A 22,956-nucleotide genomic window follows, 5' to 3' on the forward strand; every position below is an offset into this window, starting at 1 on the left:
TAAACACCGTATTTAATAATTATTAAATCTCATAAACAGTCGGGATTTGCCTATAGGATGTTCGTATACCTCATATGAAAGCACCGAAGCGCAAGTCATTAGCTACAAAAGAAAAAGAACACATTTTTAGTGAGGTTCCTCCTCTTGATAGTGAATCAGAGAGCCTATTGGAAAAGCGTTTGTACGAGCGTGTGCTTCAAAGCTACAACACGCATCGTAAAAAAAATGAGCGCCGAACCATCATATGGAAGTATGCTGCGATATGGATTGGTGTACTGCTTCTTGCCGGAGGCGGCGTTATCTGGGGTAATGTACTATTACATTCTACGGACACGAAAGAAACTGCTCCTGTACAATTATTCAGCAGTACAAATAATGCCAAGAGAATAAATCTGCCTGATAGTACGGTGGTCATACTTCGTCCCTATAGCAGTTTGCAAGTCACTGCCGGTTACAACCGTGCTGAACGTAATGTGGTTCTAGAAGGAAATGCTTTCTTTGAAGTTAAAAAGAATCAAGCAAAACCGTTCGTTGTACACAGCAAACACTTAGAGACGACCGTGCTTGGAACTCGATTTTCGGTAAGTAGTCCGGTAGAAGGTGATCAACATAGCGTCTTTCTTGAGGAAGGAAAAGTAAGTATCCGGATAGATCAACGTGAAGTCGTGCTTACCCCGAATGAAAGAATGGTATATCAAGAAAGCACGCAGAAATGGGAGGTGAGAAAATCGAGCGATGTCAGTCTGAATATGCAAAACGGCTCGTTGACTTTGTATGGCGCTGACTTCGCGACCTTGCGGCAATGTCTAGCAGATTACTACAACATTTCTCTAATACACCTTACGGATAAAGCTACCCAGGTACGCTACAAAGTTACTTTGACCCCACACATGGATTTAAAAGACATCGCCTCATTGATCAGTACGATCAGTGCTAGACGTACTATTATAAAGGATCAAACAATTACAATCAAATAAAAAAGAGTGTCAGTCTCTCGCTAAAGTAACCGACACTCCTAATCAAATTTACAATTTAATAATATCAAAAGTATGAAAAAAAAGCTAAAGACAGTTCGCAATTTACTATTTGCTGCAACGGTCTTCAATGTCGGTATTATGCCATCTACTCCTGCAATAGGACAGACATCCAAAATGCTACAAGAAAAACAGATTTACTGGGCAGGAAGTAACGGTAATCTAGAACAAGGTTTGAATCAATTGGAAAAACAATTGGACATTCCTATTTCTTACGACAAAAATCTTATCCAAGGAAAAAATGCGCACACCATAAAACAAACCAGTACAACTGCAAGTGGGGTGCTAAATCAACTACTGACTGACAACGGACTGGGGTACCGTATTGTGCAAAATAACATTGTAGTAGTAGCTGCTTCGAAATCGGCAAAAGAAGATCCTACACAGAAAAATATTATCGCTGGGTATGTCAAAGACGCCAACTCCGGACGTGTATTGCCCCATTCGACACTGGTCAACCTTTCTAATAATCGGGAAACCATGGCTGATGCTAATGGTTATTTTATCCTACAAGGTCTAAAACCGGGAAAAATAAGTATACAAGTCTCTTATGTTGGATACCAAAACCAAACTATAGAGCTCACCTACCCAAATGGAGGGACGCCTATCAACATCCTGTTAGAACCAAAAGATAACAACTTAGAAGGCATCACGATCAACGGCATACGCCGGGGCGAAGCACTGGCATTGAGCAACATGAAGAATGCCGACAATATACGTTATGTGCTTTCGCAGGAGCAGATTGAGCGTTTTCCAGATGCGACAGTTGCAGAAGCATTGCAACGCGTACCTGGTATCGCCATGGATTACAGCTACGGATTACCGCGTAATGTCGTGATGCGCGGCCTCAGTCAGAATATGGGATCCGTTACCTTAAATGGAACCAGACTACCTTCTACGCAGACGAATAGCCGCGAGATCGATCTTAATGGGATCCTTTCCTCTACAGTCGAAGCGATCGAGGTAAATAAGACCTTTACGCCTGATATGGATGCCGATGCAACCGCGGGTTCGGTAAATATTGTTTCCAAAACACCAAAGGCCGGTGAAGAACTTTTTCGCGTTAATGTAGGCGGAGGATACAACCAGTTGCTGTCCAAAGCAAATTATAATATCGGTGCTGTACTCGGAAAGCGTTACGACAGATGGGGATTTCTTGCTGATATAAACTACAGCCAGACCTACCGTGGAGAAGACCGTGTGCAGGTTGATTATGACACCTATGAGATCGATGGCCAAGAGCGCTTGCTGATGTCAAACCTAGAATTGGAAGGCAGCGATCTGGAACGTAAAAATACTGGCTTGCAATTAGAGCTTAACTATTATCCCAACCAAGCCACGAAGCTGTATGCGCGTTCTTCGTATAACAAATATTTCGAGTTACAGACCCGCGGCACCAAATCCTATAATATCGGTGAGTATACCGATATCAACCAAGCAACAGATATCAGCATCGGTTCGGCGGGGACGCCACGTGACTACAATAGAGATATTATCACATTTTCTCTGGGCGGAAAGACGGTATTCAACAACTATGAAGTGGATGCAGATGCTACGTTTGCCAAAGGACGTTACGACCAGCCGCTGTACTATGACGGGTATTTCCAACAAAGTGGACTAAGCGCCGAAATTGACAACAATGACCCGAGCGCACCGCAGTTTTTATTTACGGGTTCAGACCAAAATGATGCGGCAAAGTACACAGCTAACAGCTACAACCGTCGCCACCAATTTGCGCACGATCAGGATCTACAGCTGTCTGGAAATATCAAACGCTCCCTTTCATTCGGCGATGGTCATACCTTAGATCTTAAAGCGGGTGCACGTTTCCGCTACAAAGAAGACGCGCACACGCGCAACTATTTCCAATATCGTCTAAAAACCGGTTCATTAACTATGGATGCGTTTACATCAGACTACAGTCGTAGCGAATATTTTGGTGGTAAATACAATCTTTCTGGAGCTATAGCCAATGGGTACTTGATGGAAAAATACTATCAAGAAAACATGAACCTTTTTGAAACCAATGACAATTACATTCGTCAAAATACGGATCCTGATTCTTACGAAGGAAATGAGAATCTAGCTGCAGGTTACTTCCTGGGTAAATTGACCACTGGTAGATTAGAAACCATACTTGGTATGCGCTACGAACGTACCGGATTTAAGTATACGGGTAATATTGTCTCATTTGATGACCAGGGTAATTATCAATCGACACAGCCGGTAAATACTGAAGCTGCTTTTGCGGGATTCTTTCCAAGCTTGAATCTTAAATACAAAATCACCGAGCAGACTAACATTCGCGGTGCGCTTACACGCACCCTATCCCGTCCTTCTTATTATGACTTGGTTCCCTGGGAAGAAATTGAGGTGCGCCGTAAACGTATGAAAAAAGGTAACCCTCAGCTCGACCAAAGTACCTCGACCAATGCGGACTTGTTGTTTGAACACTATTTAAATCCTATCGGCTTACTTTCTGGTGGTATATTCTATAAAAGAATAAACGACTACATTTATGAGTCGGTATACACACAGTCTGGTGGTACTTACGACGGCTACGCGATCACACAAACGGTAAATGGCGCGGCAGCAGATGTATATGGTTTAGAAATCGCTTGGCAACAACAGTTTACCTTCTTGCCGGGCTTTGCAAATGGCTTTGGTGTTTTTGCAAACTACACCTACGTAAAATCATCTTTTGAGGTACCTGGAGTAGAGTCTGTTCGCAAAGTGAGGCTACCTGAAATGCGCCCGAGCGTAGGAAACTTTGCGCTTTCGTACGAAAAATATGGGTTTTCTGGACGTATAGCCCTTAATTTCTACGAGACCTTCATTAGCGAATTGGCAGATGAAGAAGCTAATGACCTGATGGAAAAAGGTCGTACGCAACTTGATTTCTCTGCATCACAAAAGATTAACAAGAACTTCACCGTATTTGTGGGCTTAAGCAATATTACGAATTCACAGGTGCGGTTTGACTTCGGTGACGGACGTCCTAATGACTATAAATACTACGCACGATGGGGGAACATCGGGGTAAAATACATGATTAATTAATAATTGATACATACGCACACTAAATGCTGCCACCTTGGTTAATCAAAGATAAACGGAGGTGGCAGTTTAAAATAATTTTAACGCTAACATACATGAAAAAACTAATTACTACACTAACGCTGGGCATCATGCTAACTTCGATGGCGCAAGGGCAAAGTTATCTTGCCGAAAACCACCCTGACCGCGTCATATTGAACCTTACCAACGACGCAGCGCACACCCAAGCGGTCAACTGGCGAACAAACGTAATCCAAGGCAGCGGACAGATTGCACAGTTGCGCATCGAAAATAACACACCTGAGTTTGCAGACAGTTCAATCCGGGTATTTCAGGCCGAGAGTAATGTATTTGCTGACCGAGAAAATAACCAGTCAATGTATCACAACGTATCCTTTGACCAGCTGCAACCAGACCATACCTATAACTATCGCGTGGGTAAAGAAGGAGCTTGGAGCGAATGGTTTCAATTTAGAACTGCAGCTCAGGTGGATAGTCTATCTTTCATTTATCTGGGAGATGCGCAGAATGACCTACGCTCGCGCTGGACACGTGTATACCGCAAAGCTATACAAACCTGTCCGGAGGCCGACTTTGTACTTCATGCCGGCGATCTGATCAACCGCAGCAATTCAGACAACGAGTGGGGCGAATGGTTTTATGCAGGTACCGGTATCAACAGCAGTTATCCACAGCTTATGGTACCCGGCAACCACGAGTATTTTAGGGATGAGCAAAAAGTACTGACTCTCGATCCACATTGGCAACAACAGTTCAGACTACCGGAAAACGGTGCAGCAGGACTGGAAGAATCCAACTACTTTGTAGATTACGGCCCGCTGCGTATCATCGCGCTCAACACCCAGGTCATCATGTTGGACAGCACATATCGTACAGCACAGGCGCTATGGTTGGAAGAAGTGCTCAAGAACAACCCTAGCAAATGGACTGTGGTCATGTGCCATCATCCTGTATATTCGACGGCTAAGTCACGCGACAATTATCAATTTTCAGATTTATTTAGACCACTTTTCGAAAAATATGGCGTACACCTCCTCCTGCAGGGACACGACCACACCTACGCCAGAAGTGCCCTTCCTTCTAAAAAAGAAAAAAAAACTGTATATATCGTATCGGTGGCTGGCCCCAAGATGTATCAGATCGATACACAAAAAGAATGGATACAAAAATCGGCTGAAAATACACAGCTGTTTCAGGTCATAAATATCAAAGGAAATACATTGTATTATAAAGCCTATACGGCTGATGGTGTGCTGTACGACCATTTTGAGTTGCACCGATAAGCGACAAGAATATTGCTTACAGAGAATGTGTCCTGAGTGCTACGGGACACATTCGATTTTTTTTGAGTTTTTGGTATAACCAAATTTATTCCAAACTATCTATTGGTCATTACTTTATAGGTGGGGTCTTCGATAATATTTACATCGATAACCGATTCAGCATTCTTCAATAGTTGTCTACAATCCGGACTTAAGTGACGTAGTTGTATTTTTTTTTCCAATTTGTGGTATTTCTCTGTGATTTTATTTAAGGCATCAATAGCAGACATATCTACTACTTTACTTTCCTTAAAGTCTATTATTACTTCGTTTGGATCATCGACGACGTCAAATTTCTCTAGAAAGGCGGTAGTCGAACCAAAAAATAGTGGGCCATAAATTTCGTAGTGTTTTGCACCTTGTTCGTCTACAAACTTTCGGGCACGAATACGCTTTGCACTTTCCCAGGCAAACACCAAAGCTGAAATAACGACACCGATCAATACAGCTAACGCTAAGTTGTGTAAAAGTACCGTTATCACTGCGACCAGCATACCAATAAAAATATCATGGCGTGGCATTTTATTGATAATCCGAAAACTTACCCATTCAAATGTTCCGATAGCGACCATCATCATAACTCCTACTAAAGCCGCCATTGGAATCTGCTCGATCACAGGGCCGGCAATCAAAATTATAGTTAGAATTGCAACCGCTGCAACCATTGCGGAAAGTCTAGCTCTCCCTCCAGCCCCTACGTTGACTAGAGTCTGCGCGACCATTGCACAGCCCCCCATTCCACCAAAGAACCCATTGGTGATATTTGCGGCACCTTGGGCGACTGCCTCTCTATTAGACTGACCTTTAGTATTGGTGATTTCATCAACCATATTTAGCGTTAATAGACTTTCAATCAATCCAACACCTGCCATTACCAGCGCATAAGGAAAAATGATCTCTAAAGTTTTCAAACTGAAGGGTATCGCAGGTATATGGAATGTAGGTAGCGAACCGCTTACTGAAGCAATATCAATCACTTTTTTGGTATCTATATCAAACAAGTAAACGATACCAAACACAACCAGTATAGCAACAAGAGAAGATGGGACAGCTTTGGTGAACTTTGGTAGAATAAAAACTATAATAATAGTGAGCATTGTAAGTCCGCCCATTAAATATAGGGCAGATCCCTGCATCCAGGTATCGACTCCATTCGCCGTGATCTTAAATTGCGCTACCTGTGCCATGAAAATGATAACGGCTAGTCCGTTTAAAAAACCGTACATAACTGGCTGGGGAATCAACCTAACGAATTTACCTAGTTTTAAAACCCCTACTAACAACTGTAAGATGCCGGCCAAAATTACTGCAGCGAAAAGATATTCGACGCCGTGTGATGCAGCTAACGCAATAAGTACGACAACAGTGGCTCCGGCACCTCCAGATACCATACCGGGTCTACCGCCCAAAATAGCTGTTACAATACCCATTAAGAATGCGGCGTAAAGACCTGTAAGCGGCGAGAGTCCCGCCAGTATCGCAAAAGATAAAGACTCTGGAACCATCGTCATTGCAACAGCCAAACCGGCCAAAATTTCATTTTTATAATTAATCTTCTGCTTGAAGTCAAATAAATTAATAATTTTTTGCATAAAACCTGTGTAATAAAAAACTGAAAAAAGGTAATATATGCAGGATGTGAAATATCCGCATACAACAAAGCTTCCATATTATGGAGAAAGACGGTTGTTAACCCTGGATCAAGGTGGAGTAACTTGAGATGATATTTGTACTGTTCTTTTCATTTTACTTATGCAAAAGTACAATTTATCATTATAGTACACAATCTACTACTACATAAAACTAAAAAAGTTATTTTCGCAACGCAGAATCTTTTCTTATTGTTTACTATAATTGTGCAATGATGATGGATAGAAAAAAAATTGAAGTTAAAGACAAGCTGGAACCTCAGAGACTTATTAAAGTTGCCACTTTTGATCTTTCTAAGAATATCACTAAACCTCATAAACATAATGGTTATTTGGAACTCGTATTTCTGTCGTCCACATCGGGCAAACATGTTATTGACGGAAGAGAGTCCATGATAATAACACCATGTTTATTGGTAATCAGAAAAGATAATGTCCATCATTGGGAATTGGCAAACCCGGTAAGCGGATTCGTTCTTTTGGTAAAGAACTTGTTTGTGAGTCAGAGTTTAGATTTTGAGATCAATAGGTTGATTGATAAGATCAGCCGTTTTGATACGATATATTTGAAAGAGAGCGATAGGATTGAAAAGTTGTTGGAAATGTTGGCGGTTGAAGAGCACAAGGTCTGCCAGGAAGGCTTGTTTAAAGTAATTTTGGCCAAAGCCCTCGAGCATACAGAAAGTTCTAAACGAACGAAAACAGTTCGGCAGAACCTATATGGCCAGTTCTGCGGGTTGCTTGATAACGATGCACGAGTCGTAAACCATGTCGCCTATTATGCTTCGAAGTTGAACACGAGTCCGCAGAACCTAAGTGCTGCTTGCAAGAAACATGCAAACTTAACTGCGTCGGAGGTGCTAGCGGCCTATATCGTTAAAGAAGCTAAGCGATTGCTATTCTATACCACCAATTCAATATCTGAGGTAGCATTCGAACTAGGCTTTACGGATAAGTCAAATTTCTCTAAATATTTTAAACGATATACCGGTATTACTCCGACCGAATTTAAAAAGCGAGAGACCTAGAATTCTTTTTCTCCAAATTCACTCTTCGGCAGTTTTAAGATCCGATTTAACTTATCAAGGTTAACGTTCAAATTAACTAGGAATACATTCTTTTCATAAATGTAATTTGTAGTGGTATAGAAGTCACGGGAGAATGTGGTAATGCGTTGCTCATTCACTCCCCAGTTACCCAGCTCCATAAATTGCCATTGCAACTGGGCTGTAATCGCTCCTTTTACAAAAGCCTTGCTTACGTTGAAGTGGGGAGTGACGAATCTCGAGTCCATCCCCTGAACAGTTGGTCTTTCTGAAAGGTAATTCACCTGCAAACCAGCACCCCAGCTTTTTAAAAATTCTGCTTGGAGACCGGCATTGAGCGAATACACCCATTCTCGGTTTGTCCTTGTTTCCTCATCATCCAATACCTGACCTGAAATTTTGTAGTTGTATATGTTAAAACCCCCATTAACTTTTAACCAAGACAATGGCTTGGCTTCCCCTCCCACTTCGACTCCGTAGCGGGAGGCGTAGTCTGCATTGGTGAAAACACGGCGAAGGATGGTGTCAGCATAAACGGAATTTACCCGTTGAATTGGGTTTTTGGTGTGCTGATAGTAGGCATTCAAAAAAACACTACCCGTTTTTAATTTCTTTACCAGTCCCGTTTCGGCATTGGTGGTGAATTCCGGCAATAATTCTGGATCTCCTTGTTCTAACGTTTCGGAATGTTCGCGTTCAGGGATAGGGTTTAATTCAAAATTGTTGTTTCGTTGCACTCTTCGTGCCGCTGCTAATTTCCATGACCAACCTGAACCTAGATCTTGCATTAAATTGAAGGTTGGGTATAGTTGATGAATGGAATATGGGTATTCTTGGTTGGTATTTAGTAAAAGCAGATCACGCTGATAATACTCATAACGAAGACCTAATGAAAACTGCGTATTCATTAATTTATGGTCGTATTGCGTAAAAAGCGCATGAATCTTGTTGGTTGCATCCAATTTACCCGTAAATTCTGGAACCAATTCGAGGTTATTTGTTCCATTTTCTGATGCAAAGTATTCAAATTCACCTTTCTGCTTGTCATTCCTTAATTGATACCCCGTTAATAATTCTGCATTTTCTATGGCCCAAGTATGTTGTAAAGAAAGCCTTAAGCCTCGTAGCGGATTGGTATACTTGTTATCCGTCCATTGAACGGTATCGATTCCGTTCTCAATATTTGCATTTTTAGTGGAACCATATATGTTAGCATATTCGTATATGGCACCTAATTGTAGTGAATGAGACGCATTGATTTTGTATTGATAAGAGAAATCTAGTAAATAAAATTCTCCCTGTTTATTCTGAAGGTTGGGATTAAAGTAGTTTGTTCTGGATATTTCCTCGCCACTAGACGGTTGAATCGTCCTATTGGTATAGTAAATATCGGCAATTCTATCCTGAAACCTTCTGGATGCAAGTGCGCCTAAATTCACGGAATGTTTGTCGGATATTTCATAGGTACTATTTAATCTGATTCCGAAATTGTATTTATCAAAACTTCTTTCACCCCGCGAAGGAAAGAAGGTCTGGCGGTCTCCGATAACGGTATTTACATCTCCTTCTCTAAATCCCGCGTTGTCATTCCGAAGGTAGTTAGCCGAGCCGTTTAATTCTAGTTTGTTCTTTTTATATTGGAATGCAATGTCACCTCCAAAGCGCTTTTGAATTTCGCGATTATCATAATCTTCAATACTTGGTAATCCTCCTTGCAGGTTAAGTATCCAAGCGAATCCATTATTTGCTGATTTTTTTGTTTTTAAGTTGATAATACCACCCTTGCCATCGGGGTCAAATTGCGCGGTGGGGCTCGTGATATATTCCACCTCTGCCACATCGTTGGCAGCTATTTGATTCAATAGGGTTGCTGGATCCAGGAAAGAGGGCTTACCGTTGATTAATACGATTACGCCGGCATTGCCTCGCATACTGATATTTCCATTGGCGTCAACGGATGCCGATGGTAAATTTTTAACGATATCCAATGCTGTTCCGCCGACGGCATTTTTATATTGACTGGCGTTGTAGCTTTGCCGGTCGCTAGTATGTCGTTGTCCTGTTCCACTGGTTGTAACCGTAACTTGTTCTAATCTGTTATCTGCAGCGGAAATAAGGATGGTTCCAAGATCTAAACTTTTTTGCCCCCTAATCTCTATCGTAGTTTTCTTTTGATTGTAACCAATGAATTTCACGGTTAGGCTGTATTTTCCGTTCTTTAGATTGGAAAGACTAAAGCTACCGGCGGTGTCGGCTACCACACCATCAACCACCCTGTTGTTGGCGTCTAATAAACCAATACTGGCGAAGGGGATCGGTACGGTTGATAAGGAATCTTTAACGATGCCTGAAAGCTTTGAATTTTGTGCAAATGCAGTTTGAATCGTTATTAAATAGCAGAATATAATAAAAAATCTATTCACGAAGTTTAAGTTTCTCCAAAAATAAGAAAGACTGGCAGTATTAAGGGATATTTTTAAAATTATACCATTCTTTTTTCAAATAGACTATTTTGAACCAAATTATACAGACATAATTATACAGACATAATTATACAGACATAAAGAAAGATTTTTATATTAGCAGTCAAACCGTATGAGATGAATAATTTTTTTGGATTTTTCGATTTACATCAAGGAGAAGAGAAGAAAGAAACCGTACTACAGAACGTGGTCGAAAATATTTCTTTTAGAGGCTCGAATGCTTGGATTCTCGCTTGTGCCATCGTGGTGGCCTCGGTCGGGCTAAACGTCAATTCTACGGCAGTAATCATTGGTGCGATGCTGATTTCACCGCTTATGGGGCCTATCTTGGGTGCGGGCTTCGCTCTTGGTACTTTTGATTTTCCGTTGCTCAAAAAATCGCTTAAAAATCTGGTTATCTCGACGCTTATTAGCTTAATTGTATCCTTCTTATACTTTTTGCTAAGTCCCTTTAAGGATGCGCAATCGGAGCTCCTTGCTCGCACCTCGCCAAATATATATGACGTTCTCATTGCCTTTTTCGGGGGTACGGTCGGCGTCATCGCTATCACACGTGTAAATAAAGGAAATCCTATCCCCGGCGTGGCTATAGCTACTGCGTTAATGCCGCCACTGTGTACGGCGGGATACGGCTTAGCTATTGGGAATCTAACTTATTTCGCGGGTGCTATATTTTTGTATGTGATCAATTGCGTATTCATATGCCTAGCGACCTTCACCATTGTAAAATATCTCCGTTATCCTAAAGTACACTACGTGGACAAAAAGCGTGAAAAACGGATTACACAGAGTATCACGTTTATCACCCTCGCGCTCATCATACCAAGCCTATACTTCGCTTATAACCTGTACCAGGAACGAAAGTACAACAACCGCGTACGACAGTTTGTACAGCACGAACTCTCTGACAAGGGGTATACCATTGTGTATGAAAAGTTACAATTTAACAGCAGACCCCGGAGGCTGGAGCTTGCTTTTCTTGCCAAAAAGTTTAATGAGAAGGAAATCGAACAGCTACAAACTGCTATGGTAGATTTTGGAATCGAAAATACTGAACTATTGATCCGACAGGATACAGTCGACCTACAATCGAGTATATTGAGCGAAATCGACAGAAGGACTGTTGCCGTAAACGAAAAAGATATTACAATACGTAAACTTAATAATAAGATTTCGATGTACGAGATTGGCTCGCCAACTTTGAAGAGCGATATAAGAGTCCTTTTTCCCGAGATAAGTTTGTACAGTGTTGGTCGCCAGCAGCAGTACGAGACAAATGACAGTCTCGTGACCAACATCGCATTCCTGTACACGGCCGATCCGGCGTTAACACCAGTACAAAAAGAAAAACTGGCTAGCTGGCTTGCAAATCGTTTTCCTACGGATAGTATCGAGGTGATTCAGAAACCAACTCCATAAGTTACTTCAGCTAGGGTAGTTCTTCAAAGGTTGTAGGTATTTTTCGGCGGAGCTTTGGCGCTAGAATACAATTGAATTATGACCTCTCTTTTTGATCGGAAGTATCCTTTTCTCGACTCCCACGTGTCGCATTCGTATTTCTACTGATAAACATCTCGTTTGCTTCTTCTGCCACAATGCTAACAAAGCGGTCGTAATGCTTTAGTACGTCACTGATCAGTTCGTTCTTTGTAAAGTACTGAACGTCGTATCCCTCTCTTGAATCACCAAAGTAGGTCTTCGGAAAATAAGTTGTATTACTTTCTGGGTCTGGAAGATTTTCATCATCAACTAAGAACGCGGATACTACGCGCTTCTGACTTTTAACACCATAAATAAAGTCGTTTACAACATCATGACTTATCGCAAGCTCAAGCCGGACTGGATTATCGTACGTTTCTATTTTTGCTGTAATGCCATTTTGCTCAAATTCGCGCTTTAACTCTAAAAATGCAGCTTTTATATCTTCATAAATTAACTTATCAACCGCCTCGCGACTTTTGAAGGATACAATCTGCTTCAGACGTTGCTTCCAGTATTCGCCCGACCAGGGAACAGTAGAAACCGATACATCCTGCTCATAATATTTATGATCGATGATAAGCGCCTTCATTAACGATACAGCAAATAATATCATAATTACAGCGAAAGGTAACGCCGTTAAAAGTGTCATCGTCTGTAGCGCTAACAGTCCGCCTACATTTAAAAGCAATAGTGCTAATATTGCCAGAAGAGCACCCCAAAATACCGTTTGCCATTTTGGCGAATTGGAGGCATTTTGCGAGGAAATACTATTCATAACGATCATACCCGAGTCGGCGGATGTGACGAAGAAAATCATAATTATCGTGATGACTAAATAGCTCAATAAATTGCTAAGTGGTAGATATTCCAGAAAACGGAATAGCAGCGAGTCAGGATCAGAAACAAGCATGCTCAGTGCGCCGTCCGCGACATTGACATCGAACCAAATTGCACTGTTTCCAAAAACAGACATCCAGATAAAATTAAACAATGTGGGTAGAATTAATACCGCAGCAATGAACTCTTTGATAGTCCGGCCTTTGGATATGCGAGCTATAAATAGACCTACGAAGGGCGACCAAGAGATCCACCATGCCCAATAAAGGATAGTCCAGTTATAAAACCACGGTAAAGTTTCTTCTTCATAGACATGCGTATTAAATGTCAAATCGAAAAAGCTATTTACGTAATTACCTAACCCATTTGTGAAACTGCCAATTAGGTATACCGTTGGTCCTAAGCATAATACAAATAACATTAATGCAATCACAGCGGATATGTTAATGCCACTTAATATTTTAATGCCTTTATTTACACCTGATATAGCCGAAAATACGGAAAACGACACGAGGACAAGAACTATCGCGACTTGGTAAATAAAGCTAGAATTGGGAAGGAGATTCAATGTCACCAAACCAGAATTGATCTGTACCACACCAAAGCCCAATGTGGTCGTGATCCCAAAAAAAGTACTACATAATGCAAATACATCGATCACAGCCCCCCATGTTCCATAAATTTTGTTTTTAAGTAAGGGATACAGGCAACTACGGAGCGACATGGGCAGTCGGTATCTGTAAGCGAAGTAGGCTAAGGTTAAACCTACCAAACCATAGATAGCCCAGGCATGTATGCCCCAGTGAAAAAACGTATAGAGTTGTGCATTTTTTGCGCGGTTAATATAGTGATTGCCTTGAAAGGCTTCAGAAGAATAATGCTGCATGGGTTCGGCTACACTAAAGTACATTAGACCTATACCCATGCCCGCGGCAAAGAGCATGGAAACCCATGAGAAAAATGAGTGCTCCGGTTTGCTTTCATTAGTACCGAGCTTGGATATTACCATACCTGCTGAACATAAGAAAGACCAGAAAAATCACAAAAATGGTCACGCACCAAACATATAACCAATTGAGGTTTACGAAAACAAAGTTCTTTATATCGCTAAGGTATCCGTTAATCAATTTAGGAAATAGTGCCGCCAACAAACATACACCAACTATGAATATCAGGCTTGGCAATATCACGCTCTTATCGAATGTATGTTTGAATTGAGGTTTCTTTCCTAGTATCCGCATGGTGATATTGTCTTTAAACTGTCCTTATATGCGCTTTCCACAATAAATTCATCAAATTTGGAACTGCTTGAATACTATTTAATATTCCATAGCCGAATATAACGGATTAGATACTATTTACTTCTTGTTAAGAATGTGGACGTCTCGCTGCGGAAATGGGATCTCAATGCCGGCGCGGTCAAGAGCGGTCTTACAATCGATTATTAACTCTTCCTGCATCTTCCAAAATAACTCGTTCGAAGTCGTGACCCTAATAGAGAGGTTGATCGCGCTGTCTCCCAATTCAGTTACGACAACCTGTGGTGCGGGGTCTGCATGAGCTGCGGGATTATCTGCTATCACGGCGAGAAGTATGCGTTGTGCTTCGCGTAAATCCGTGTCGTAAGCTACGCCAATATCGAACCAGGTTCTGCGCGTTCCCATTTGGGTATAGTTCGTTATGCTACTATTGGAAAGCTCCCCGTTTGGAACAACCAGCAGTTGATTTTGCGGTGTGTTTAGTTTAGTATTGAAAACATCTATTTCCCGCACAGTACCTGATACACCATTGCTGGTGGATATGTAATCCCCAACACGAAACGGCTTGAGCAACAGAATAAGAATACCGCCGGCAAAATTGGAAAGTGAACCTTGCAAAGCGAGGCCGATAGCTAATCCGGCTGCCCCTATTATTGCTACGAAAGCAGAAGTCTGTACGCCCAACTGCGTAACAACGACAATAAACAACAGAATATTTAACGCCCAACTGATCAAATTTGACAAAAAGCGCTGAAGAGACGCATCTATTCCCCGCCTTACAAATGCCTTGTCTACGAGCCGCTTTATCACCCGGATTAGCCATGAACCAATCAAATATATTAGTATCGCAGACACTAAAGCTGTCAATAGCGTCGGGATCCATACAATCCCTGCAGCGATAAATCTGTCCCAATGTTCTTGAAAATTATCGAATTCTATATTATCCATAGATTCAAATTTATCAAAAATAATCAAGAGTTTCGGGAACATTCCGTAAAACATTCCCCTGATAGCCTCCGGCAAGCTACCAAAAATCATAACCCTTGGTTAACTAGGAAGCTTTAGCTTATGCTCCGCTTGCATTAATAGCACATCGCAATACAATAAAGAAAGCATCATAAATATTATCTATGCAATAATATCACATAACTCGCCCCATTTTATCTATTTTAGCCGAAATCTGCTACGTGGTTTTGATAAAATATGACAAATCTGATAGATAAAATTTATGATATCGTCTGGAGCGATGCATTAATATACCTTTGCCTTCTGAGTGGAATATATTTTTCATTTCGCTTCAGATTACCGCAATTGACCCAATTCCGAGAGATGCTTCGCCTCCTTTTTAAAGGTAGAAGCTCCGACAAAGGAATATCCTCTTTTCAGGCTTTTGCATTGGCAATTTCCGGTCGGGTGGGAACTGGGAATATAGCTGGTGTAGCAACGGCAATAGCAATGGGCGGACCTGGCGCAGTCTTCTGGATGTGGGTGATCGCATTTTTGGGTAGCTCGTCTGCAATCATTGAAGCGACACTTGGTCAAATGTATAAAGAGGTAAAAAATGGTCAATACCGCGGTGGACCGGCCTTTTATATCCTAAAAGGGCTTGGTTCGAAAGCATTTGCTGTTACCTTCGCTGTGGTGACTATCATCAGCACTGGATTTTTGTTACCTGGGGTACAGAGCAATAGCATCAGTGCAGCGGTAAACGCCTCATTTAATGTATCTGCGGAATGGACAGGGATACTGTTGGTTTTATTGTTAGCTACTATCATTGTGGGTGGTGTAAAACGGATCAGTAAGGTTGCCGAAATTGTTGTCCCGTTTATGGCAGGGGCATACATTTTAATGGCAGTTGTCATCATGGGACTCAATTTTACGCAGATTCCGGATGTCATCGCGCTGATTGTCCGATCCGGTCTGAATATGGAGGCCGCGTTTGCGGGCATCATCGGCATGGCCATTTCATGGGGGGTAAAAAGAGGCATTTATAGCAATGAAGCCGGTCAGGGAACGGCTCCACACGCGGCCGCGGCAGCTGAAGTTTCTCACCCTATCAAGCAAGGACTAGTGCAGGGTTTCTCGGTTTATGTAGACACATTATTTGTTTGTACCGCTACCGCATTTATGATACTTTTTACCGGACAATATAACACGATAGATCCGGCTGGAGGCTTTATTGTAGAAAATCTGCCCAATGTTGAGATCGGACCACGTTATACTCAATTTGCAGTCGCACACCACTTTCCTGCAATCGGAGATAGCTTCGTGGCACTCGCCTTATTCTTTTTTGCGTTCACCACTATTATGGCTTATTACTATATCGCGGAAACGAATGTAAGTTTCATCATGGGAAAAAGCAGTAGCGTCTGGCTAGTCTGGATCCTAAGGTTAATGATCTTGGTGTCCGTGTATGTTGGCTGTATCGCTACCGCGGAATCGGCTTGGAAAATGGGCGATATCGGCGTGGGAGTCATGGCTTGGCTTAACATGATAGCCATTATTTTGCTGCATAAAAAAGTGCTGAGGCTATACCGAGACTACAATAGGCAACGAAAGGATGGAAAAGACCCATCCTTCACCAATAAAGAACACAATTTCGCACACATGGAGGTGTGGGATAAAGACAATGTTAAATAGAACTTAATATCATGAACCAACGCATCAATCTTAACGTATTTAAGAACTTTTTTGAATCTACCAATGCAGGCGGCATACTGTTGTTTATTTGTGTAGTTCTTTCCATGATCATCGCCAACTCACCATTGGCATCAAACTTGGCCTCCATACTCGCTTATCACGTTGGATTTGAGTCGGAAACGGTACATCTAAATTATAGCGTCTTGCTGTGGATCAACGATGGTCTCATGGCTATATTTTTCCTATTGGTAGGCCTTGAAATTAAAAGGGAAATTGTTGAGGGTGAGCTCTCATCTCCACGGAAGGCCTCACTACCTATTTTATGTGCAATAGGAGGCGCAGTGGTACCTGCTTTGATATACCTAGGATTTAATGCCGGAACCGAAACTTCGAGCGGCTGGGGCATACCCATGGCCACAGATATAGCCTTTGCATTGGCTGTAATCGGCCTACTCGATAAAAGGGTACCTACAAGCCTTAAGATATTTCTTGCTGCGCTAGCCATCGTAGATGATCTGATTGCGATTTTAGTTATTGCATTTTTTTACTCCTCAGGTATTGAGACGAGCTATCTACTTTATGCGGCACTAGGTCTATTTATATTAGTTATCATGAATAGATTTAACGTTTTAAACCCATATCTGTACTTAATTCCAGGCATATTTATCTGGTATTTTGTTCACCATTCAGGTATTCATGCCACTATCGCTGGTGTATTAGTTGCGATGACAATTCCGACAAACGATACGGAAAAGGAATCGCCCTTGGAACGACTGGAACACGCGCTAGTGAAACCTGTAAACTTTTTGATCATCCCATTATTTGCCTTCGCCAATACAAATATAACGCTTGAAGCGGAAATGCTCCACGGACTAACCGCACCTTTGGGATTGGGTATTAGCATGGGGTTACTTCTCGGAAAGCCAATAGGGATATTTGCCATGGCGCTGATATGTACAAAAATGAAAATCAGTAGCTTACCGGAAGGAAGTAGCTATATGCATGTTGTTGGAGTGGCCTTGCTGGCGGGAATAGGCTTCACCATGTCTATCTTTATAGCGATACTCTCATTCAACGATATTTTGCACATAAACGAAGCCAAACTTTCCGTCTTATTGACTTCAATAATTGCAGGATTGGCAGGATACTTTCTGCTCAGAAACACTAAAATGAAATATAAAGATTCATAATGCGTGGTGGGATTGTCGTTAAAATGACAATCCCACCCTAATATATGGCAAGGTAGCTTCCTTGCTGAAACCTAAGGCGCCTTGGATAATTAGTAAATCTCCAGGCATAAAATACAGGCCTCCACCATAACCCATATGCCATCTATCGGATGTTTCTTCAGGCATCCAAACCCGGCCAATATCATAGAAACCAAGAGCACCAACTGTTCCCGGAATTAAATAGGATGCAAAACTGAACAATTTGAGTCTTGTTTCAAAATTATTATAAAGGGCCGTCTTTCCTGTGAAACGTCTCGAATTATAACCACGAAGACTGGCCTCTCCTCCTATCTGTGCATGTTGATAAAAATAAGGATCTCCCCAGAGGGTTTCGAAGCCGGTTCTATTTGCAAAAGTTACACGATTATTTGCTAATGTTTTATAAAAACTAAAAGCGCTCTCCATAGCCGCGTACTTGCGGGATCCCCCCCCGAGCTGCGCGTTCCAGCCGATTTTCGAATGAAAATGAACTCCCGATTTTGCATTTGCTACGTTATCTCTTGTGTCGTAATCGATCCCCAATGAGGCACCAGTAAAAAAAATGCTACCATAAAGAGGTTCATCAGGATTTTGGGCCTTAAAATCTTCAAAATAACGGCCTACATTATTTGAAGCACTACTATGGTAATATTCGGATGAAGAACCATAAAATAATTTTAAATCATCAGTCAAATACTTTTCCAAAAATACAGCAGCATTAACAATATCAAACCGGTTACGATAATAGGAAACACCTCTAGTACTACGCTCCTCAAAAATGGTTTGGTTACCGTATCCAAAAAAATTACTTAGGTTCTTAGGCCCCAGCGAAGAAATATGAACCGAGAGATCCTGACCGGCAATCAACTCCTTGAATATTCCCTGGTAATCAAACATGAATGACTCACGTCCCGTTAGGTAGTTTGCCATAAACTGATGTCTGTACGCAAATGGCTTTTTACGGAAACCTTGATTCTCGATAAGGTAACCGGCCCCCAAAATCAATCCACGGTCGATACCATAATTTAAATTGACTAATACCCCTTTTCGATCGTGAACAAAACTATCATATTCATAAGCATGAATAGCACTATCATTCTTAAGGTGAAAACGTACACGTTTCTCTAGGGCAAACCTGTTTGACGCAGGGTCTTTCGTATCATAAATGTGAACCTGCTTTCGGTCGGAAAAGGCTTTCGAAGAGGTGAATTCATCGTATTGATCTCCCCCAATTAGTCGCACCTTAATAGTCGATTTTCCGGCACCTTTCAACCGGTATTCATCCTCTCCCGATATGCCATAAATCCGGAGCTCTCGGGTTTCTTTGGGTACAAATCTTCTTTTAAAGATTCTGCGTCCTTCACTTCCATCCTTCTTCTTATTATGGACATCTAAACTTATACTTCCATCCTTTTCAAAATCAATTTCGATAAATTCCGACTTTGCGGATAACGGGATATCGACATATCGTGCTAAAGATTGGTAGTAGCTAAGTCCTGTTTCTAAAAGCTCATCTCTCCTTGACTTAATATTATACACCATTTCCTCGGCACTTAGCGCGACTATTGTGTCGGGCATTTCCAACATGGCAGCATGGATTAGCGAATCACTCATGACCGATTGAAAGCTTTCTATTTCCTTTTTCCATCCATCTCGATCAAGATAATTCAGGAAAAACCGATCAAAATGTCGGGCGTTAAAGTTCCAGTGTGTGACATTTCTAATATGCGGGCTGAAAGGCTGCAAATGTGCTTTCAGCCATTGATAGGACAATAATAAAGGAAACACGCCCGAGGTTTTATAATATACCTTATCCCTATCCCGTGGCACAGGTGTATACACTTTTTTACCTTTCTCCTTCTCTGGATCCCAACGCCAATTGTCTTCATGGCGATCCCAATCGCCTAAGGTGAAGTCTAGTAAACGGGTACTAAGGGTGAGTTTTTGGTCGATTTGTGTATCATTGTCTTCCAGTACCTTTCGAATCACCTTTGCCGTATTGTCGGTTTTGGAATCTTCAAAAGGCATCCTAGGCTCAAACATATATGCCCGATTTTTAAAAATATCTCGGTATTCTCCCAAACGAAGGTCATCCCCCACATACACCAGTTCTGGCACTGCATGTGGTATGCCTAGTGCCTTGTTGAATGTAGGGACGGTAAGCGCGCCAAAAGGATGGGCTATGGAAATTTGGTCCTGTACGATATCTTTTGCAATCGTTTTTCGCAAACTTTCCGGAAGGCTTCGCTCTGGAAATTTCTGAATCGAGCGTAATACCCATTCCCTATCTTGTAGATCGATCATTCGTAAAGATTGGGTTTGCATACCACCACCAAGTTTAATAACTTCCAAACCACCTTTTTCCTTACTCAGGTCGACGAGGCGCATTTTGACCGGGGTATTGTAAAGCTTACGATAACTGTCTCCCAACCAAAATCGATGCGCCACTCCCACTTGATCGTATTCAGGAGCAATCACAGCTGTTACGCTATCGAGGCTTTGCGCAGTGGCATAGAAGCCCGATGCTAAGCAAATTAGGATCAGAAAAACTTTTGTCATATTATTTATCTTAAAATCACAACCCTGCTACTTAATATGAACTCTGATGGCTTTTAATTCACTCACCCCTTGGAGATCTTCCAAAAGAAGAAACTCGTAATCATTAGAAATCAACCCCAATTCAGCCACATTATCCAGATTATCTCTTATCTCGTCCTCAACGATCTGACTGGTATAGACAATTGCAATTGAATTTGGCTGAACCAATCTTTCATTTGAATTTCTAATCAATACTTTATCAATCCGCTTCTTTATGATCTGATACCGTATGTTATAACCGCCCTCAACATCAAATCTTCTTTCATCGGATCGAAAGTCAATATTGATCTCATGTGGATGTATGAAAATAAGTTGTGTCGTTTGCAAAGGCAAGGGTAATCCATCGTACATATTATTGGCCAACTTCGCTATTTTTGCCATGGATATGATTTGCTGCCTCCTAATCTTCTTCAATATAGATGTGTCGAAAAGCAAGGTAGGTGTTATCGCTTGACCAATATAGAGGTCATATTCAATTCCATCTGTCCGGAATGTTTCAAAATAGGAAGGAAATAGTTCCTGCACATAAGCATTAAAAGCGTTCAGTTCAGCTTTGATCATTCTCGTAATTTCACCCAAAGACAGTTCGAACGCATCTGTACTGCCAACCGCAGCATTGCCTATCATGGCTTCATAGGCTAAAAGTTCCTTCAAAATCAGCGGTTCCTCATCTACCTGTCCCTTTATTTGATGCATAAAAGTGGGTACATCCTGTCTAAAAAACGACAAAATATCCAACAAAAATCGGTCTACATTGGCGTGCGCTAGTCGGAGTTTAACATCTTCCAGCTTCAGCGTGAATGAGACATCAAGAACAACCCCCTGCTGTTCCAAATAGGCAACCAGCTCCTCCAAAGTTCCTAAACGTTTCAAACTCTCCCTATATTGGGAATCATTACGCAACCTGGTTGAATCTTTAACGTCGATGGCACCATATATGGGGTAAACATTTTCAAAAATAATTCTTTCCAGCGTTGGATTATCCTGTTTACAAGCCAATTCCCCCAAATAATTCGCAGCGACCTGATTAAACCGCCATTGCACTGCCGGCTGTATAGAAGTGTAGTTGTAAAGAATAATATTGTCCAAACGGTTTTTTAAAAAGGTTACTAAATCTTTTGCTAATTGGACAAAATAAGGTATAAATCCACGCATCTTTAACATGTCCCTTTTTTCTAACCTATACTCCCCTCTGGTATAAATTTCTAAAAAACCCGTCAATTTATCATTGTCCTTTAGGGGTATACATGTATATGACTGAACCCCACTCTGTACCAATAAATTGACAAGGATCGGATCCACCGTATTCAGTTCTTTTTCAAGACCAAAGGATAAGGTAAATGGATTGGCAAGGTAATCAAATATTCCACTTTGGTATTTATCTTTCTCGGTTTCTATTAGCTCACCAAAAAAGATACTATTCTTTGAAAAATCCGTATTTAAAATCGGAAAACCATTAAGTTCCAAAATCGGAAAAAATGAATGATGTACATGTTTAGAACCGGCTATAGATGTAAATATTTCATTTAATTCATTGAAAAAAGTAATCCCATCCAGCGTCGAAAGATTACCTATCATGTGTTGCAGTTTCTCGGCGATAAATTCCCGGCTCCGATCAACAAAGTGTAACAGAGAAATGCCACTGAACTTAAATTGGCGCAAATCAATAGCATCTAGAAGAGGCTGGATATCGCTAAGTGATCTGATTTCTTTACCCCTGAAAGCCTTCAAGTCAATTTTTGGCAACGGTCCTTTACATTGCACATGCACATACGAAAAGTCTACATAAAGTTGATAGTACTTGCGTACACCGTCGTCCTCCAGCTCGTACATTAATCTCGATTCAATTGCGGGGATGTTGTAAAACCTTTCTAATATCAATAGATACAGGGTCTTATTAACAAATTCTATATCCAACGGGGAGTACCTATTGCATTCTAAAAAGGACAACTTAGATTCTGCTATGTGATAAAAGGCAGATGTGCCGAAAAAAGCGGTATCGGGAATTGGAAGGCCGAACCCCAACATGACTTCTTCACGTTCTTTGATATCGTGGGTAAGATGAGCGAGAATCTCAAAAACCGGCCTGAAACTTCCAATATTTAATTGGTTTAATGCACCGTTTGCCCGTTCTATATCACTTATGAAAGATAACGCGAACTGCGGAACGATCATCTGATTGTTCGAAACACCCTGTGTTATAGACCGTAAATAATCCAATACAGGATTCAACGTAAGATCCTGCTCTATTCCCCCAGGATCAATATTATTTTCTATTTTTATTTTCTTCGCGAACATACAATACCTTTACGTATTAACA

At 41.4% G+C, this 22,956-nt stretch carries 14 protein-coding genes; 7 read left to right on the top strand and 7 right to left on the bottom strand.

Going from position 1 to position 22,956, the window contains the following annotated elements; all coding sequences use genetic code 11:
- Positions 1-74 precede the first annotated feature (74 nt).
- From FAZ15_RS18480 to FAZ15_RS18490, 3 genes are all read left to right on the top strand, one after another.
- On the top strand, positions 75-977 hold the full coding sequence (locus tag FAZ15_RS18480) for a FecR family protein (protein WP_136902788.1): 903 nt from the start codon (positions 75-77) through the stop codon (positions 975-977).
- Positions 978-1,049: 72 nt separating this feature from the next.
- Complete coding sequence (locus tag FAZ15_RS18485) at positions 1,050-4,094, top strand: TonB-dependent receptor (protein WP_136902789.1); 3,045 nt, start codon at positions 1,050-1,052, stop codon at positions 4,092-4,094.
- Positions 4,095-4,186: 92 nt separating this feature from the next.
- Entirely contained in the window at positions 4,187-5,395 is a 1,209-nt protein-coding gene (locus FAZ15_RS18490) for a purple acid phosphatase family protein (protein WP_162305008.1), read from the top strand.
- 95 nt (positions 5,396-5,490) lie between these two features.
- On the opposite strand, the gene FAZ15_RS18495 is transcribed toward FAZ15_RS18490, so the two are convergent.
- Complete coding sequence (locus tag FAZ15_RS18495) at positions 5,491-7,026, bottom strand: SulP family inorganic anion transporter (RefSeq protein ID WP_136902791.1); 1,536 nt, start codon at positions 7,024-7,026, stop codon at positions 5,491-5,493.
- 269 nt (positions 7,027-7,295) lie between these two features.
- Here FAZ15_RS18495 and FAZ15_RS18500 point away from each other — a divergent pair, with 269 nt between their 5' ends.
- Complete coding sequence (locus FAZ15_RS18500; RefSeq protein ID WP_136902792.1) at positions 7,296-8,111, top strand: AraC family transcriptional regulator; 816 nt, start codon at positions 7,296-7,298, stop codon at positions 8,109-8,111.
- Here FAZ15_RS18500 and FAZ15_RS18505 read toward each other — a convergent pair.
- On the bottom strand, positions 8,108-10,552 hold the full coding sequence (locus tag FAZ15_RS18505) for a TonB-dependent receptor (RefSeq protein WP_136902793.1): 2,445 nt from the start codon (positions 10,550-10,552) through the stop codon (positions 8,108-8,110). The two genes, FAZ15_RS18500 and FAZ15_RS18505, sit on opposite strands and share 4 nt — an antisense overlap.
- Before the next feature lie 177 nt (positions 10,553-10,729).
- On the opposite strand from FAZ15_RS18505, the gene FAZ15_RS18510 reads away from it, so the two are divergent.
- A complete protein-coding gene (locus FAZ15_RS18510; protein WP_136902794.1) occupies positions 10,730-12,031 on the top strand; it encodes a DUF389 domain-containing protein in 1,302 nt (433 codons plus the stop codon).
- Positions 12,032-12,107: 76 nt separating this feature from the next.
- Here the strand turns inward: FAZ15_RS18510 and FAZ15_RS18515 are convergent, their stop codons facing one another.
- From FAZ15_RS18515 to FAZ15_RS18520, 3 genes are all read right to left on the bottom strand, one after another.
- Entirely contained in the window at positions 12,108-13,940 is a 1,833-nt protein-coding gene (locus FAZ15_RS18515; protein WP_238387310.1) for a BCCT family transporter, read from the bottom strand.
- On the bottom strand, positions 13,915-14,172 hold the full coding sequence (locus FAZ15_RS22920; protein ID WP_238387311.1) for a BCCT family transporter: 258 nt from the start codon (positions 14,170-14,172) through the stop codon (positions 13,915-13,917). Before FAZ15_RS22920 ends, FAZ15_RS18515 begins: the two co-directional genes overlap by 26 nt.
- A 117-nt stretch (positions 14,173-14,289) precedes the next feature.
- Positions 14,290-15,138 carry a mechanosensitive ion channel family protein gene (locus FAZ15_RS18520; protein WP_136902795.1) on the bottom strand — a complete coding sequence of 283 codons (849 nt, stop codon included), beginning with the start codon at positions 15,136-15,138 and terminating at the stop codon, positions 14,290-14,292.
- Positions 15,139-15,393: 255 nt separating this feature from the next.
- Here FAZ15_RS18520 and FAZ15_RS18525 point away from each other — a divergent pair, with 255 nt between their 5' ends.
- Both FAZ15_RS18525 and nhaA read left to right on the top strand, forming a co-directional pair.
- The gene (locus FAZ15_RS18525; RefSeq protein ID WP_136902796.1) at positions 15,394-16,830 is read left to right on the top strand and encodes an alanine/glycine:cation symporter family protein; all 1,437 of its coding nucleotides are present in this window, start codon (positions 15,394-15,396) and stop codon (positions 16,828-16,830) included.
- Between the two features lie 11 nt (positions 16,831-16,841).
- Complete coding sequence (gene nhaA / locus FAZ15_RS18530; protein ID WP_136902797.1) at positions 16,842-18,020, top strand: Na+/H+ antiporter NhaA; 1,179 nt, start codon at positions 16,842-16,844, stop codon at positions 18,018-18,020.
- An 18-nt stretch (positions 18,021-18,038) separates the two neighbouring features.
- On the opposite strand, the gene FAZ15_RS18535 is transcribed toward nhaA, so the two are convergent.
- Complete coding sequence (locus FAZ15_RS18535) at positions 18,039-20,597, bottom strand: BamA/TamA family outer membrane protein (protein ID WP_136902798.1); 2,559 nt, start codon at positions 20,595-20,597, stop codon at positions 18,039-18,041.
- Positions 20,598-20,624: 27 nt separating this feature from the next.
- Positions 20,625-22,934: a hypothetical protein gene (locus FAZ15_RS18540; protein WP_136902799.1), complete on the bottom strand. Its 2,310-nt coding sequence runs from the start codon at positions 22,932-22,934 to the stop codon at positions 20,625-20,627.
- Positions 22,935-22,956 lie beyond the last annotated feature (22 nt).

Source organism: Sphingobacterium olei (genome assembly GCF_005048855.1).
Taxonomy (GTDB): Bacteria; Bacteroidota; Bacteroidia; order Sphingobacteriales; family Sphingobacteriaceae; genus Sphingobacterium; species Sphingobacterium olei.

Bases quoted from the DNA above. Each gene is read 5' to 3' on its own strand.
- FAZ15_RS18480 (WP_136902788.1), top strand. From the start codon at position 75: ATGAAAGCACCGAAGCGCAAGTCATTAGCTACAAAAGAAAAAGAACAC.
- FAZ15_RS18485 (WP_136902789.1), top strand. From the start codon at position 1,050: ATGAAAAAAAAGCTAAAGACAGTTCGCAATTTACTATTTGCTGCAACG.
- FAZ15_RS18490 (WP_162305008.1), top strand. From the start codon at position 4,187: ATGAAAAAACTAATTACTACACTAACGCTGGGCATCATGCTAACTTCG.
- FAZ15_RS18495 (WP_136902791.1), bottom strand. From the start codon at position 7,026: ATGCAAAAAATTATTAATTTATTTGACTTCAAGCAGAAGATTAATTAT.
- FAZ15_RS18500 (WP_136902792.1), top strand. From the start codon at position 7,296: ATGATGATGGATAGAAAAAAAATTGAAGTTAAAGACAAGCTGGAACCT.
- FAZ15_RS18510 (WP_136902794.1), top strand. From the start codon at position 10,730: ATGAATAATTTTTTTGGATTTTTCGATTTACATCAAGGAGAAGAGAAG.
- FAZ15_RS18515 (WP_238387310.1), bottom strand. From the start codon at position 13,940: ATGGTAATATCCAAGCTCGGTACTAATGAAAGCAAACCGGAGCACTCA.
- FAZ15_RS22920 (WP_238387311.1), bottom strand. From the start codon at position 14,172: ATGCGGATACTAGGAAAGAAACCTCAATTCAAACATACATTCGATAAG.
- FAZ15_RS18520 (WP_136902795.1), bottom strand. From the start codon at position 15,138: ATGGATAATATAGAATTCGATAATTTTCAAGAACATTGGGACAGATTT.
- FAZ15_RS18525 (WP_136902796.1), top strand. From the start codon at position 15,394: ATGACAAATCTGATAGATAAAATTTATGATATCGTCTGGAGCGATGCA.
- nhaA (WP_136902797.1), top strand. From the start codon at position 16,842: ATGAACCAACGCATCAATCTTAACGTATTTAAGAACTTTTTTGAATCT.
- FAZ15_RS18535 (WP_136902798.1), bottom strand. From the start codon at position 20,597: ATGACAAAAGTTTTTCTGATCCTAATTTGCTTAGCATCGGGCTTCTAT.
- FAZ15_RS18540 (WP_136902799.1), bottom strand. From the start codon at position 22,934: ATGTTCGCGAAGAAAATAAAAATAGAAAATAATATTGATCCTGGGGGA.